Origin of the sequence: Microbacterium sp. NPDC076768, assembly GCF_040687205.1 — a bacterium.
In the GTDB taxonomy this organism is placed as follows: domain Bacteria; phylum Actinomycetota; class Actinomycetes; order Actinomycetales; family Microbacteriaceae; genus Microbacterium.
Map to the genome: position 1 here is coordinate 70,030 of NZ_JBFBMU010000004.1, position 14,005 is coordinate 84,034.

11 protein-coding genes are annotated in these 14,005 nt (G+C 64.2%); 1 reads left to right on the top strand and 10 read right to left on the bottom strand.

Annotation, left to right across the window (positions count from 1 at the left end):
- Window positions 1-17 precede the first annotated feature (17 nt).
- The 9 genes from AB0O87_RS14595 to AB0O87_RS14635 all read right to left on the bottom strand — a co-directional run bounded on the left by AB0O87_RS14595 (window position 18) and on the right by AB0O87_RS14635 (window position 13,127).
- Window positions 18-3,410 carry a DUF499 domain-containing protein gene (locus tag AB0O87_RS14595; RefSeq protein WP_363517566.1) on the bottom strand — a complete coding sequence of 1,131 codons (3,393 nt, stop codon included), beginning with the start codon at window positions 3,408-3,410 and terminating at the stop codon, window positions 18-20.
- Between the two features lie 5 nt (window positions 3,411-3,415).
- Window positions 3,416-6,211 carry a DUF1156 domain-containing protein gene (locus tag AB0O87_RS14600; protein ID WP_036294307.1) on the bottom strand — a complete coding sequence of 932 codons (2,796 nt, stop codon included), beginning with the start codon at window positions 6,209-6,211 and terminating at the stop codon, window positions 3,416-3,418.
- Between the two features lie 43 nt (window positions 6,212-6,254).
- A complete protein-coding gene (locus tag AB0O87_RS14605) occupies window positions 6,255-9,854 on the bottom strand; it encodes a helicase-related protein (protein WP_363517571.1) in 3,600 nt (1,199 codons plus the stop codon).
- Window positions 9,855-9,924: 70 nt separating this feature from the next.
- On the bottom strand, window positions 9,925-10,107 hold the full coding sequence (locus AB0O87_RS14610; protein WP_036294314.1) for a helix-turn-helix domain-containing protein: 183 nt from the start codon (window positions 10,105-10,107) through the stop codon (window positions 9,925-9,927).
- A gap of 158 nt (window positions 10,108-10,265) precedes the next feature.
- A complete protein-coding gene (locus AB0O87_RS14615; protein WP_363517574.1) occupies window positions 10,266-10,967 on the bottom strand; it encodes a metallophosphoesterase in 702 nt (233 codons plus the stop codon).
- On the bottom strand, window positions 10,960-11,364 hold the full coding sequence (locus AB0O87_RS14620; RefSeq protein ID WP_363517577.1) for a hypothetical protein: 405 nt from the start codon (window positions 11,362-11,364) through the stop codon (window positions 10,960-10,962). The genes AB0O87_RS14615 and AB0O87_RS14620 overlap by 8 nt, the downstream gene beginning before the upstream one ends.
- Window positions 11,365-11,409: 45 nt before the next feature.
- Window positions 11,410-11,784: a hypothetical protein gene (locus tag AB0O87_RS14625; RefSeq protein WP_363517580.1), complete on the bottom strand. Its 375-nt coding sequence runs from the start codon at window positions 11,782-11,784 to the stop codon at window positions 11,410-11,412.
- 239 nt (window positions 11,785-12,023) lie between these two features.
- Window positions 12,024-12,887: a hypothetical protein gene (locus AB0O87_RS14630; protein WP_363517582.1), complete on the bottom strand. Its 864-nt coding sequence runs from the start codon at window positions 12,885-12,887 to the stop codon at window positions 12,024-12,026.
- A 66-nt stretch (window positions 12,888-12,953) separates the two neighbouring features.
- On the bottom strand, window positions 12,954-13,127 hold the full coding sequence (locus tag AB0O87_RS14635; RefSeq protein ID WP_363517585.1) for a hypothetical protein: 174 nt from the start codon (window positions 13,125-13,127) through the stop codon (window positions 12,954-12,956).
- 125 nt (window positions 13,128-13,252) lie between these two features.
- Here AB0O87_RS14635 and AB0O87_RS14640 point away from each other — a divergent pair, with 125 nt between their 5' ends.
- Window positions 13,253-13,747 carry a hypothetical protein gene (locus AB0O87_RS14640; protein ID WP_363517588.1) on the top strand — a complete coding sequence of 165 codons (495 nt, stop codon included), beginning with the start codon at window positions 13,253-13,255 and terminating at the stop codon, window positions 13,745-13,747.
- A gap of 110 nt (window positions 13,748-13,857) precedes the next feature.
- Here AB0O87_RS14640 and AB0O87_RS14645 read toward each other — a convergent pair whose 3' ends face one another.
- Window positions 13,858-14,004 (bottom strand): helix-turn-helix transcriptional regulator, encoded by a 147-nt coding sequence (locus AB0O87_RS14645; RefSeq protein ID WP_363517591.1) that lies wholly within the window; start codon window positions 14,002-14,004, stop codon window positions 13,858-13,860.
- Window position 14,005 lies beyond the last annotated feature (1 nt).

Sequence of the window (14,005 nt, forward strand, 5' to 3'; positions counted from 1 at the left end):
GTAGTCGCTTGGCCTGACTAATTCTCGAAGCCCGAGCTCGCGTCGAACTTGAGCACGCGTGCGTTCTCGGAGATGGTGCGCACCTCTCCCTCGCCGAAGCCGTCGCTCTTGCTGGCCTGGATGTCGATCGTGATCTCGAGCTTCGCGCCGGCGCCGGCGAGGCGATCGATGATCTCGCGGGTCACGTTTCCGATGTCCCTTGAGTAGCGATCGGGGTCGACCTTCACGGAGCCGAAGTAGCGGATCGGGCGTCGCGGTGCGACGATGTCTTCGCTCGATGTGGCGGAGTCGTCCGCATCGACATCGACCAGCACGATGTCGATCGGACCTAGCTCTGCGGCACCTTCCTCGGCTGCGCGCCGAGCAGCCTCCCGAGCGGCGGAGGCTCGGTCTGCAGATGCTTGCTCATCGGCCGTGTTCCAGTCCACCAGCAGCGTGCTGTCTGTCACCTGGAGTGCGGCGTTGTGCGCAGGCGGAACGATCAGTCCGCGGTAGCGACCGGACTCGGTGTCCTTCGCCGTCGCGATCGCGAACTTCTCGCCGTCGACGAGCACGGAGTTCAGCGACCGCTCGATCGCGGAGTCGAGGGTCTCGCGGCGAACGAGGCGCGGTAGGTAGACGTACCGGGTGAAGTAGCCCCACAGCTCGCCGACGCTGATCTCGCCCTTATCGCGCCACAGCTGTCCCAGCTCCTGGTGCAGTGTGGCACCGAGGATTGGCGCACCAAGTTCGGTGACGAGCTGATCGTCGCGAGACAGCTTCGCGGCGACGCGCTCGGCGAGCGAGCGGCCGCTCGAGTCCGGCACCTTGTCGGTGATCAGCTCGAACGGCTTGGTGGCGTCGAACTGTTCGGGATAGACCGCCCACACGAAGGTGTCGCGGATCCGGTCCGAGACGGTCCGATCCAGGCGCGTGACCCAGTCGTCGGTCTGCTTGCGCTGCTGCACCGACAGGTTGAGGCTCTCGCTAGTCGCCTGCACACGCTTCCACGCGAGGTAGCTGCGCGCGGCGGCCTCCAGGCTCTCCAGCTCGCTCTTGTCTGCGACGAGGAAGACGAGAGTGTTGCGATGCACGCGCTGGCTTGCGCCCTTGGTCTCGATCGCGTCGCGCACCCACTGGTGGGCGGGCGAGTCGGCGCCATCCGACTTTCGCCGCGAGTGGCGTGGGTGAGCAATCACCAGTCGCGCGTCCTCGAGGTCGGGGACGTCGGCGCTGGATGCCGGCGCGACGTGTACACGATCGAAGACACCGCGCGCGCGTTCCTCGCTGCGAAGTCGCTCGGTGATCTCGTTCCACACGGTCTCGACGTCTTCGCGGAGTCGCTCGGCATAGTCGTTCGCAGTCTTTGTCACCGACGGTTGAGTGTCGAACCAGTAGTGACCCTGCTCCTCGTAGAAGTACGTCGACCGCTGGGCAAGCAACTCGATCGCACTGCCGAAGTTACCGAGCGTGTCACCGGGAGCCGCGGTTCCGAGCCAAACATACTGCTTGTCCAGGCCCTTCCGTGATGCCTTGATCCGCGGGGCGGCACCCATGAAGATCGTTCGCGCGATCCGCTGCGTCACGAACCGCTGCCCCAGGTTGGGGCGGTCCAGGTCGATCTGCTGCGCCATGGATCCCGGGCCGTCGATGTCCGAGTCGATGATCGGCTTCCACTGGTCCTCGAGGTACTGGGTGAGGTCGGTGTTGACCGTCGTCGCCTCCAGCGGCACGTTTCCGGGGAGGATCAACGGCGACGTGTCGTTGGATGCCCACAGCTCGTGCACGATCGAGGAAACGAGCTTGAGCACGCCGCGGGTGCGCTGGAATCGCTCCAGCGTCGACCAGTCCTCGTACAGGCGGTCCAGCAGCTCGGGGTGCAGTGGATAGGACGCCCGGATGCGCTGCTCGTAGTCATCGCTCGGTGCCGCGGCATCCCGGGGGAAAAGCGCGGTATTGCTCCGATACAGAGTGACGAAGCTGCGCGCTACGGCGGAAATCGTGGTCAGGCCCTCCGCGTTCGGCGCCTGGAATAGTCGGCGGCGGACGATTTCGAAGGACTCGTCCTTGCTCGACGGACGCCACTGATCGGCGACACGGCGGATGACGTTCTGCAGTCGTTCCAGAGCGAGCTGGCCGTTCGCGCCACCGATCTCGATGTCGCTTCCGCTGCCCGCTTCGCCGGTGTCGGATGCCGGGATCGAGACGACGAGCATCGCGCCCGGCACGGACCGGACGACTTCCGTCAGCGACTGCGCGAACGTGAACTGCGTCTCGAAGGACCCTGACGGAAGTTCCTTATCCGTGACGAGCTGCCGCGCGTACGCAACCCACTCGTCGATCAGGATCAGGGCCGGCGAGTACTTCGCGATCAGCGTGCGCAGCGCTTCACCGGGGTTCGTCCCAGCTCGGTCGTCCTCAGCAATGAGGTCGTACGCTTCGCGGCCCCCGAGCTGCCAAGCGAGCTCGCCCCAGAGCGTGCGGACCTCGGTCCCGTCGTCCTTGATGAGCGGTGATCCCGCCTTCAAGTACGTGCCGACGAGCGCGACGCGCTTCACGCCCAGCGCCGCAAGGTCGGCGTTTCCGGTCTCTGCGATGAGCTCCTGCAGCTCCTGCGGGTAGTCCTTCGCGGGCGTGCCGCTGAAGAGGTGGTAGAGAGCGAGCATCGAGTGCGTCTTGCCGCCACCGAAGTTGGTCTGCAGGTTGACGACCGGGCTGGCGTTTCCGTCTCCGCCGCCCACGCGTCGGAGCGCGCGCGACAGCAGGTCTCGCAGACCTTCCGTGAGGTATGTGCGGGTGAAGAACTCGACCGGGTCGCCGTACTCGGGGCTCGTCGCCTGACCTGTTCGCACGAGATGCAGGTCGGCAGCGAACTCGGATGCTGTGAACTCGCCGCGTGCCACATCATCGTGCGGGCGGATCACCTCGCGCCAGGGACGCAGACCCGAACCCGGGTCGAGGGTCACCGTCGTCCGCTTGACCTGCTTGCGCGTCTGATCCTCGAAGACCGTGCGCTGCAGGTCGACGCGGAGCTTGCGGACGTCCTCGGCGGAGTCGACCGCGCCGACGGCATGGAGCAGTCGCTCGATCGTGTCGAGCGCGCGCGCCGCGTCATCAGAGCTGAACGGCTCGTTGTGCGCCCACAGGTTGCGTGTCTCGCGGAGCTCAGAGCCGAAGCCCTGCTGTGCCCGCGACAGCATGTCCTTGAATCGGTACCCCTGCTCTGTGATGGCGCGCAGCTGCACCTGGACATCGTGCTTTGTCAGCGTTCGTGCCGGTCCGCCCCGGCGTTGAGCATCTTCTTGTGCCCACGCGGCCGGCCAGTCCGATGTGCTGTAGGCGGCGGTCATCACTTCATCGACGGAATCAAGTAGTCCCTCCGACAACAGGTCGAAGGCCTTGCCCACGCGGTCACGGTTGTTCATCGCCATCGAACTCAGTCCCCGTCCTCATCGAAGTCGAACGCCTGCTGAACCGAGCGCGGCGAACCGGCGTGCTTCCGCGCCTGTTCATTCACGTCACCCCACGCACTCACCAACCCGTTGAAGAGGATCGCGTCCTTGGTGTCCCGCTTTTTCTCCGCCTCATGGAACAGAAGGAAGCCCAGTTCCTTCACCGCGTCGAGATTCACCCGTGTCTGCACCGACGGGAGCAGGGCGGCGACCTGGTCGGCGCCATGCTTCGCCATCACTGCGGCGAGTCGGACGGTAGCCTCCCACACACTTACTCGTTCATCCGCTGCAACGTCCCATGCGTTCTCGAGCTGAGTCGGAGACAGTAGCCGCGCTTTGCCACCTCTTGCTTCGAATATGCCCCCACGCTCAAGTGTGCCTAGGGAGGTGTCCGAAGATCGCGCGAGCTGGTCCGCAACGCCTGAGCTTTCTTCGGTCCAGCCGTACTGTCGGTACCACTTGACGGCAAATCGGGTATCAGGATCGAAGTCGGACTCCTGTTCACCGATTACCTCATCGAGCGTGGCGTTCACGAGTAGCAGCGCGTCCTTCACGCTCATGTCGGAACCATCGGCTTCGCGAACCCGCGAGTAGCGAGAGAAGACCTCAATGCCGGGCCCGATAGCAGCCTGCGCAAGATCGACCGGGGCAACATCGCCCTGAATCATCTTGCGGAGCGCATCCGGCAGCTCTGTCTTCAGAGCGGCGACGAATGCTCGTCTGGTGGTAGCGGGGGCGTCGACAGGTCTGGGCCTGCACGCCAGCACGATCGACGAAGCAAGGGCATTCGTCCCGAAGCTCAGCATCCGGCCAGCGCGCTCGCTACGCAGGGGCCAGGTTGCGGTGATCGTCCACCCGCCGTCGATCAGCCCGCCGAGCATCGTGTGCCATCCCGTAGATGTTGTGCCGGTATCGCGCACGTCCTGTTGCTTGTAGGCGTAGTAGACGGTGAGTGGGACAAGTCCGTTCGCGGACTCACGCATGCGCGCAAAGACGCTGTTGAAGCCGCTAACAAAGAACTCCGCAGCGCCCGCCTTTCCGCCGTGTCGTGCAGAGTTCGCCACCAACTCGTCCGCCTTCGGTGTCAAGACAGTCTCGAAGAGGGACGGGTGTATGTCGCGCAGCGAGCGTCGGAGCCATACGTAAAAGAAATCGGAGAGATCCGAGTATCCGATGTTGTCGTAGTAGGGAGGATCAGTCGAAACGACAGTCACTGCATAGTCACGCGCGGCTGCGTCGGCTTGGGTGGCTCGTCCAGGGTTACGGGGGTCAGCGGGCATGGCATCAACACCAGCAGCCACCCATTCGACGTGGGCACTGAAGTTGCCGACTGAGTTCGAGAACGGGTTGATTTCCACGTAGTCCCAAACCATGGGCAAAGCTTGTCGCGAGAAGGTGTCCCGAACGCCCTCGATCTGCGTGATCCAGCTACACAAGGTGGACGACCAATCCGCGAGCTTGCTCACCGCGAAAGCGAGGTACGTCGCGACTGCGTCTGCGTACGCAATCGCCCCGTTCCCACCAAGAGCGATTCCCTCTCCGTCTTCCATCCCGGCGCTACGCGCATCGTCCACCACGCGCCCGTGGACCTCACCGATGAGATCACTGAACGTCGACAACGCGGCCAACTGACGGGACGAGAAGAGGTCGGTGAAGTGCCTGAAACCATAAAGGGAAACGTTCCGTGATGCAGGTCCCCCCTCGGGGATCTCGCCAATCGGGAGATCCTGTGGTGGGGGAGTGACTGCGGCACGGATTTGCACGTCGTCTGCGGGAAGGTAGAGCCGCGACCGAGAGCCTTCGGCGACCGTCGCCATGAGCTGTGTGCCCATTCGTCCTGCCGTGGCTTCGGAGCGCAGATAGTCCCAGGACATAGGCGTTCCATCGACGATCGAGATAGCGCCGCCCTTGTCCCGACCGACGGATCCATCCTCGCCAACCGGGCCTGAGCGCCCGTGTTCGATCCTGAAGCTCACACCGCGCCCGCTCACCTCGGGGGTCAGATAGGTTTCCCGACCCTTCTTCTTGCTGAGCCACCACGTCCGCGCTAGCGGAACGCTTATCGGGTTGGCGGGGTTCGGGTTTGTGACAGTTCGAGCCCAGATCCAGCCGACGACCGTGTGCTCGGTGCCTTCCGCAGTCGTCGCTTTGGGATACAGGTGGCCAATACGAGCCCATGCCGCCTCCCGGAGCCACTCGCCGTAACGGCGCACATCCTCGGCGAGCCCGGCAGCTCGGCTCCATGGGACCGTGCGTGACTCTGCATCTGGGTTGACCGGCGCCCTATCCGCGAAGACTGGGGGGATTTCGATTAGACCCTTGTTCTTGAGGACAGCGACTGGGTTCAGATCGGACGCCGATGCTTGCAGGCCGAGCCTCTGCGCCTCGAGGGGAATCGCTCCGCCGCCGGCAAAGGGGTCTAGGAATGTCAGGGGCGTGTCGCCATTGCTGCGAACGATCTCCGCGCGCGCCTTCGCGAGCAGCTCCTCGTTGGAGGAGTTCTCCCACTTGCACAGCTCCTCAAGGAGTCCGTGGAGTCGACGTCGTTCCGCGTCCTGGGCATCCACTGAGGGGAACTCATCGGGCCGCGATGAGGGATCATCGACCAGCTGAGCAAACAGCACCGCACGCGCTGCCGCGAGCGGGCGTGGGGCCCAGTACAGGTGCATTGTGGAAGGATGACCCTTCCTGGGGACTGACTTTTCATGTTCCGCCGCCGCGTTGATGGCTTCGAGCGGAAGAGAGGTTTCGATGAGCTTCTTCTTGGGCGTTGCGTTCACGGCTGCGTCTCTCGTAGGTCGATGGCTGTTTCGATCGGGCCCGTCATCGCGGTGGGCCTCCGCGATCCCAGTAGTCGCGCCATTCCTCGTTGTACGACCGAGTTGTTGCTGACGGCTCGATGTGCGTGAATGCGTCGAGGACATACCGAAGCCGGTCGTGCTCCTCGCCATCGGGCGACACGAGCACGAGCGCGAGTCGGTGACGATCGCCTTGAGTCTGGGCAAAGGTGACTTCGTTGGTCGTGATGGTGAAGGTGTCGGATCCTTCGACCCGCCCCTTCACTTCGATGTAGTGGATGCGTCCCTCGTTGTCGTACGACTGGATGTCGTAGCCGGGGTTGTTCCGGGGCATCTCGAGAGGGTTGCGGCCGAGTGCGAGCTCCGCGGCGAAAACTGCCTCGACTGCACGTCGCTCGACTAACTCGGTCTCGCGCGCAAATGTCCGAGGGGCGGCATCCTCATCTCCCGGAGCGAGACGCTGACTCGGCACAACGATCGCTGATCCACGGACGACCGCGGGCAACGCGACGAGCTGCGTGCTTTCGTCGAGCGCGCGGAGCCGCTTCTCGAGTCGTTCGTCGAGCTGTCGCGCTCGTTGGAGCGCGGCTTCTGCGCGGATGCGGCCAATGGTACCGGCGCGTTCGAGAGCTTCGAGGCGGTTGTGCTCGCGATCCCAGTGGTTGATCTCGGCGAGCAGTCGCTCTTTGACCTGCACGCGGGTGCGGTCGACGTCTACCGAGATCCGCGCGCTGAGCTCCTCCATGCGGGGGGCGAGTCCGTCGCGGTATGCCCACGCGCGGATGGATCGTTCGTGATCGCTCTTCGACCACTCGGCGTCAAGGACCGTCGCGATTGCATCGGCCTCGTCGGGGTCTGGTGCGTCGTAGTCGAGGTACGGAGGCGCGGCTGCCAACGTTACGTCGCCTGCGGTGTCGAGGACAGGGTAGTCGAAGTGGTGCGAGACAGTGTCGGGGTCGGGGGTGGCGTTCTGGATACGCTGCTCGACCGCGTAGAGCAGTGCGGTTCGGTCGGACTGCTGTTCACGACGGTCGACGAACACTGTGCCCTGCTTGAGGACCGGGCCGAGATCCTCAATGGTGAGCTCGATGACGGCCTGCAACAACGGGTGGCCGGGTGCGAGCAGCGCGGCCTGAGTCTGACCCTCGGGACGAACATGCACGGTCTCGAACGTGACCCGTTCATATCGCTCCGGCACGGGCGCCCACCTGTTGAGCCTGCGGGCGGTGTCGATGACACGCTGGGGCACGCGAGTGATCTCGTAGCGCCCCTTCTCGCGGCGCCGGATTCGGCCGCCCAGTCGTTCGAAGGCGGGAATGAAGAAGGCTGCGATGTAGCCGGGCTGCAGTCGCCGCTCGCGGGCTTTCTCCATGCGTCCACGGATCTCTTCGAGGTTGAGCGAGGAGTACATCTCGGGGTGCAACGCGCGCTCGGCCACCATCGTGTCGAGACCGTGAGCGACGCTCGCGTCGATGACGCGGTCCAGCTCAGCCTTCCGCTCAGGCTGGTCACCGTAGCGGATCGCCTCGATCAGCAACTCGCGGAGAGACTTCTCCTGGAAGGCATCCGCGTCGCCAAGAACGTTGAAGAGGTTGCCGCTGTACGCGATCGACATCTGGTCGATCTTTGACAGCAACCGCGTGAAGACATCTCCTTCGCGAGTGTCCTTGGCGACCATGTTCCACAGATGACAGACCTCGCGCTGTCCGATGCGGTGGATCCGCCCGAAGCGCTGCTCGATCCGGTTCGGGTTCCACGGCAGGTCGTAGTTGACCATGAGATGCGCGCGTTGCAGGTTGAGGCCTTCACCCGCGGCATCCGTCGCCAACAGCACGACGGTATTGCGGTCGTAAGTGAACTGCTCGCGCGCCGCTTTGCGATCTTCACGGCGGGTGCCGCCGTGAATGGTGATGACTGACTCGGGGCGTCCCAGCTGCGTCGTGATCTTCTGCCGCAGGTAGTCCAGCGTGTCCTTGTGCTCGGTGAAGATGATGATCTTGCGCGGCTCGCCGGAGTCGTCGTGGACGAGGAGCTGGTCGTCGAGGATCGCTCGCAGCTGCACCCACTTCTTGTCGTCGTCGAGCAGCCGAACTCGACGTGCGACACGGATGAGGTCTTCGAGGATCGTGATCTCCGCGCGGAGCTCTCCGATCGACTCCGCGGCGGTGGCGAGGTCCACGACCTCGTCGACGCGCGCTTCGAACTGTGCGCGCTCTTCCTCGGCGACCTCCTCGTCGAGGTCGTCGAACGAGTCGGGGTCGAAGTTCGGGATCGAGTTGGACGCGTCCTCGAAGTCGAGAGTCGTGCGGCCCGTCGACCACTCGTCGATCGTCGCCGTCATCGAGGTGCTGTACCGTGCCTCGTCGGTCGCACGCTGCCATTCGCGCAGACGCGTCTCAAGTCTCACCTGGCGCCGCTCAAGCGATCGGAGGATCGCTTCAGGGCTCGAGGCGAGGCGTCGCTGCAGAACGGTGAGCGCGAACCCCACGTTGTTGCCGCGCTTCTTGTCGCCGGCCTGCGCGAGGCGTTCCGCGCGGCCCATCTCAGTGCGGACATAACCGGTGACGAGTTCGTACAGTTCGCGTTCTGCGTCGCTGAGCTCGTACTCGACCGTGTAGGCGCGGCGTTCAGGGAACAGTGGTTTGCCCTCGAAGGTGAGGAGCTCTTCCTTCACCATTCGGCGCATCAGTCCACGCGTGTCGGTCCGATGAACACCGGCGCGGAACTGTCCCTCGAACCGATCCCGATCCAGCAGCGACATGAACAGCTGAAAGTCCTCTTCCTTCCCCGCGTGCGGTGTCGCTGTCATCAGGAGGAAGTTGTGCGCGGTCTCGGCGAGCAGTCGGCCGAGCCGGAACCGCTTCGTCTCGTCGACTTGACCCGCCCAGGAGGAGTAATGCGCAGACATCCGGTGCGCCTCGTCGACAACGACCGCGTCCCACGTCACGTCGGAGAGCTGCTCGATCAGGTCGTCGCTGCGGGAGAGCTGGTCCATCCGTGCGATCAGGAACGGGTGCTCGGCGAACACGTTGCGGCCTTGTGCATCGTCGATCATCTGGCGGTTGAAGATCTCGAACGAGAGGTCGAACTTCTGCGACAGCTCTTCACGCCACTGCTCTACGAGGCCGCCGGGGGCGACGATCAGCGCTCGTTCGCAGTCGGCACGGAGGATGAGCTCCTTGAGGTAGAGGCCGGCCATGATCGTCTTGCCGGCGCCGGGGTCGTCGGCGAGCAGGAACCGCAGCGGGATCCGCGGGAGGAGCTCTTCGTACACCGCGCGGATCTGATGCGGCAACGGGTCGACGTCCGAGCTGTTCACCGCCGCCATCGGGTCGTAGAGCGCGGCGTACTTGATGCGCAACGCTTCGGCCGCAAGCCGGAACTCGTCAGGGTCGCCGTCGAACGCGGGTGCGTTACCCAGCTCCGTGACTAGTTCGAGCTTGCCGGCATCGAGCTCGGTGATGGTGCGTTCGCCGGTCCGACCCGAGTCATCGCGGAAGAAGATCTCGACGAGCGCGTCGTCCAGCGGTGTCACGCCGACGAGTGTCACCGGCTGCCCGGGCAGGACACCGCGCAGGCGTTGCCCGGCGCGCAGCGATGCGAGCGTCACTGTGGGTGCGTGCACGTGGTTCCTCCCCTGGAAAATGGCAAGTCGATCAGGATACGTCGTGCCGCCGACATCGCGGCCGACTGGGTCAGTCCGGAGATCCTGCGTCCCCCCTGCGTACCCAGTCGTCGACCTCGCTCGCCTGGAACTTCCACAGACGCCCGACCTTGTGCGCCGGCATCCCCTTGTCGGAGATCCAGGCGTAGATCGTGTCTTTGGTCACGCCCAAGTGCTCAGCGATGTCGTCGGCAGAGAGCCACGGCTCTGACATTCACGCCCCCATGCGGATCGAGCCGGATTTTTCCGGGTATGGCCGATCCTATCGGGAACCCTCGCCCTCGTCGCCATTGAGGTGCCCGACTTCGTCAACGGCCGCCAGCAGCTCTTCGAGGTGCATGTGAAGTTCGTCGTACGCCTGCATAAAGAACATCAAGTCCATGTTGAGTGGGGGCGTGCCGTCCAGGTCGGCGAGGACCTCTCGAGCCTCGCGGACCGCTGTCTGCAGCCGCGTCTCGATTCCGGGCAGCCTCTGGATCCACGCGTCGATGACGCTGAACGGGACTGGTGAGAAGTCGTGGGCGTCGACGCCGACGTGGAACTGATGCCCATTCGGGCCATGGTCCCGCGCGTGGGTGTGCCCGTGGATGAGCGGGATTCCGTCGTCCCAGCGCGGGCGATGCGACGTGTGTCGATCCTGTTCCTGGCTGTCGCCGGCGTAGGGGTAGTGCGAAGCGATGATCCGGTACCCGCGGCGGGTGCCCTCGACGACCTCTGGGAGGATCTCCCAGAGGTCGTCGCTTCGTACATGGGCAGGAATCGCTCTATCGCCCGTTTCGACTGTGTCGCGGGTGAGACGCGATCGTGGTTCCCGGGTACGAGCAGCCTGCGCCCGTTGAGCCGCGCGGTGAGCGCGATCGATTCCTCGATCGAGCCGAGCGCCACGTCGCCAAGGTGAAGGACGACGGCGCCTGGCGACACCGTGTCGTTCCATCGGCAGACGAGATCCTCGTTCATCTCCTCGACGGTGGAATAGGGCCGACCGGCGAGTTCGCTGATGCGGGCGTGGCTGAAGTGCGTGTCGGAGGTGACGAAGTCGACCTGATCGAAGTCGAACGTCGGATAGTCAAGCACCTCGAACCTCGTCGTTGGCGTTTATGTCGAAGGCGCGCAGGAGGAGCCGTTCCACGTCGCTCACCGGCTCAGGAGGAAGGTCCTTCATCTCGTCGCGGAGCCGGTCCAGCGCCTGTTCGATCAGTGGGCGGTGTTGGTCACGCCAGGCGCGGATCCCAGGATCGCGCAGGAGGCCGGATTCTGCATTCCCCTCGTAGCCAAGCAGCAGCTCGGTGTCGATAACCGAGGCCATGACACGGGCATCGACGTTGGGCGACGAGCGCAGGCTCGACAGGTGGGTGACGGCATCCGAGCCAGTCACGTCGATGCGGTAGCGCTGGATGTCGCCAAACTCAGTCGTCTCGGTCTCGACGTGGGAGACCGTGATGGTGCGCCCGCCGATGGTGTTTTCTCGCACGCATCCTCCCTCCCGAACAGATCAGACTATCGAGGCGGGCCTACCTCACCCAGCCTCAGGTGGGATGCGGCCCGGTCGGATGACCTCGTCGTGGCCCGGAACGAATGTGATCGTCCCGAGCCGTGACCAGTAGCTGACGAGCCAGCGCTGGAGCAGTTCGCGTTGCTCCTGCCGCTGGAGAAGTGAGCGTCCGGGATCGTCGATGATGTGCTCCCAGTCGGGGCTCGAGAACATCTCGTCGAAGAGTTCGGCTTGCGATGGTCCGGTGCCGTGGCGGCCCCACCACGACAGAGTCAGCTGGCCCGCGAGCTCGGCGGTTGACCTGTCCTGCGGCTCTTCGATGGTGCCGATCAACGCACTGATGTACGGATCGTTCGCTGCCAAGGCGAACGGCTCGTGCTCGATCGCCACCGCCTCCATAGATTGAGGATGCCATACGGATTAGGCATCGCGTGCGAGGTCGGTTGGTTGGGCTACGAGGCTACGCGGATTGTGAGCGTCCCGCCCGAATGCCGTCGGCGGATGACGGAGCTGGATCCGACCGATGAACAGGGACGATGGAACGCGCACCATGAGGGGGTGGCGGGGCTCCCACGAACTAAACTCGAAGGCCAACTTGCTGCGCCGAGCCGAGGAGCCGGTGCCTGATGTGGCGACGGCTACGTTGCGCCGCCCCAGTTCTTCAGCCACGAACTACCCATCGAACTCCAGATGATCTTCGTCGCAAGCGTTTGCTCGAACCAGATTGTCATCAGGTGATAAACCGTCAGCACAGCCTCCTGACAGTCCTGGCTATCCTCCAGTGACTCGATAGCAAGTCCCTGTGCCTGTGCCTCGTCTCGTCCGATACGGCGACCGTGCGACTTATGGTGCGAGTTGTCGGCGAAGTAGTGCGCGATCTCCGCCGACCGGGTGGCAGCGTCCGAGTCTCCGGCGAGCATGTACTTCTCTAGCCAGTTCGCGACCATCTTCTCGGAGTACTCGAGGTTGTTGCTCGCTTCCTTGACGAGCGCTGGGCCAAGACTCGCGAGTACGGGTGCCCACGCGTGTGCCACGACGGGATCGGCGGTGATCTCTGCCTTCGCCTGGTCGAACTGGTCGACAATCGCGCGCGCCGAGTAACTGCGTCCGCCGGGCATCGGCATCTGTGGGTCGATCGGCCCGAGCTGGCTGTGGCGTGCCATGACAATGCGGTCGGCGGCCATCGAGATCATGGTGCCCGCCGACATCGCGTAGGTCGGCACAATGACCTCGATCGCGGGGAACTTCGCACGGAGATAGTCGACCAGCGACTCCGTCGCGTTCGTGACCCCGCCCGGCGTGTGCAAGATGAGCGTCAGTCCGTCGCTAAACCTCATCCCCTTGATGACGGCCATAAGGCCGTTCAGGTCTTCGTGGGTGATGCTCACATACGCCTGCGGAACGTTCTGTTTCTGTAGCCAGCCCGAGCCGTACAGGACGACGTTCTTGTCATTGCGCAGTTCAGAGACGCGCTTCAGCCAGATGTCGAACTGCTCGTTCATCCACACGCCCTTTGCCTCGGGCGGCAGTTGCTCGAACTCGTTGAGCAACTCGTTCCAGGCCGGCACTTATCCGGCGAACGTCAGCGAGCCAGGCATCGGACGCGGCGCGAAGAAATCGGGTAGCTCGTCGTGTGTCTGGTCGATGGATTCGAGCGCATCGAACGCCAGCCGACGGTACTGCGCGTATTCGGCGAGCACTGCGTCTGTCGGCTCTAGCGGCGTTGCGGGGGCAATCGGCATGGGTGACCTCCACGTAGCTGATTACTTGATAGTAGCCACATCGGACAATGAATCGGCTGAGTCGGTGCGCGAATGTTGAACGCGTCACGGGAGCGATGTCGGCTGCAGCCGGTAGCGTCACGCGCGTGGAATGGATCGCTACCGTTGTCGCCGTCATCGCTGCGCTGATCGCTGGTTGGCAGGCGTGGGAGGCGCGACGATCTCGCCTCGACGCACGTGCGTCGGCGGGCGAGGCGCAGCAACATGAAGAGCGCGCAGCCGCCGCGTCCGAGCGCATCGCGCTAGCGATCGAAGAACAGATCGCACTCGAACGTGCTGAGCGGGAGAAGTACCGCAATCCGTGGAGCATGCGGTCGACGCGCGACAAGAGCAGCCGCACCTACAAGTTCATGCTGGGCGGTGACGAACCGGTGAGCGACGTTCAGATCAGCGTCGACGACGCGCACAGCGAACGCGAGAAGTTCCGTTTCGTGAAGCCCGAGGCAGCGACGATGCGCCCCGGAGAGTCGATGACGTTGAGTTGGTGGCGGCACATGGGTTCGACATCGCAGGTCACAGCCGAACTCCGGTGGACGCGTCCGAACGGCGAGCAGCACGAGGCCGCGATGACGCTCGATTGAACTCTCACGGCTGAACATTCTCGATCACGCGGCGACGCACCAGTTCGCCCCGATCCTCGCGGCCACCGCGTGGGCAGGCATGCAACGCGGTCCCGGTTCGCCAGTACATCTCAGTGAATCGTGAGATCGGGCGTTTCAGTGGGGAGAAGATCGGTGATGGTCACACCCAGCACTTGCGCGACCGCAAGCAGCGTCTTGACCGTGGGGTTCGCCGGCGTGCCGGGCCGCGACTCGCCCTTCTCGAGCTTTTGGTGCATA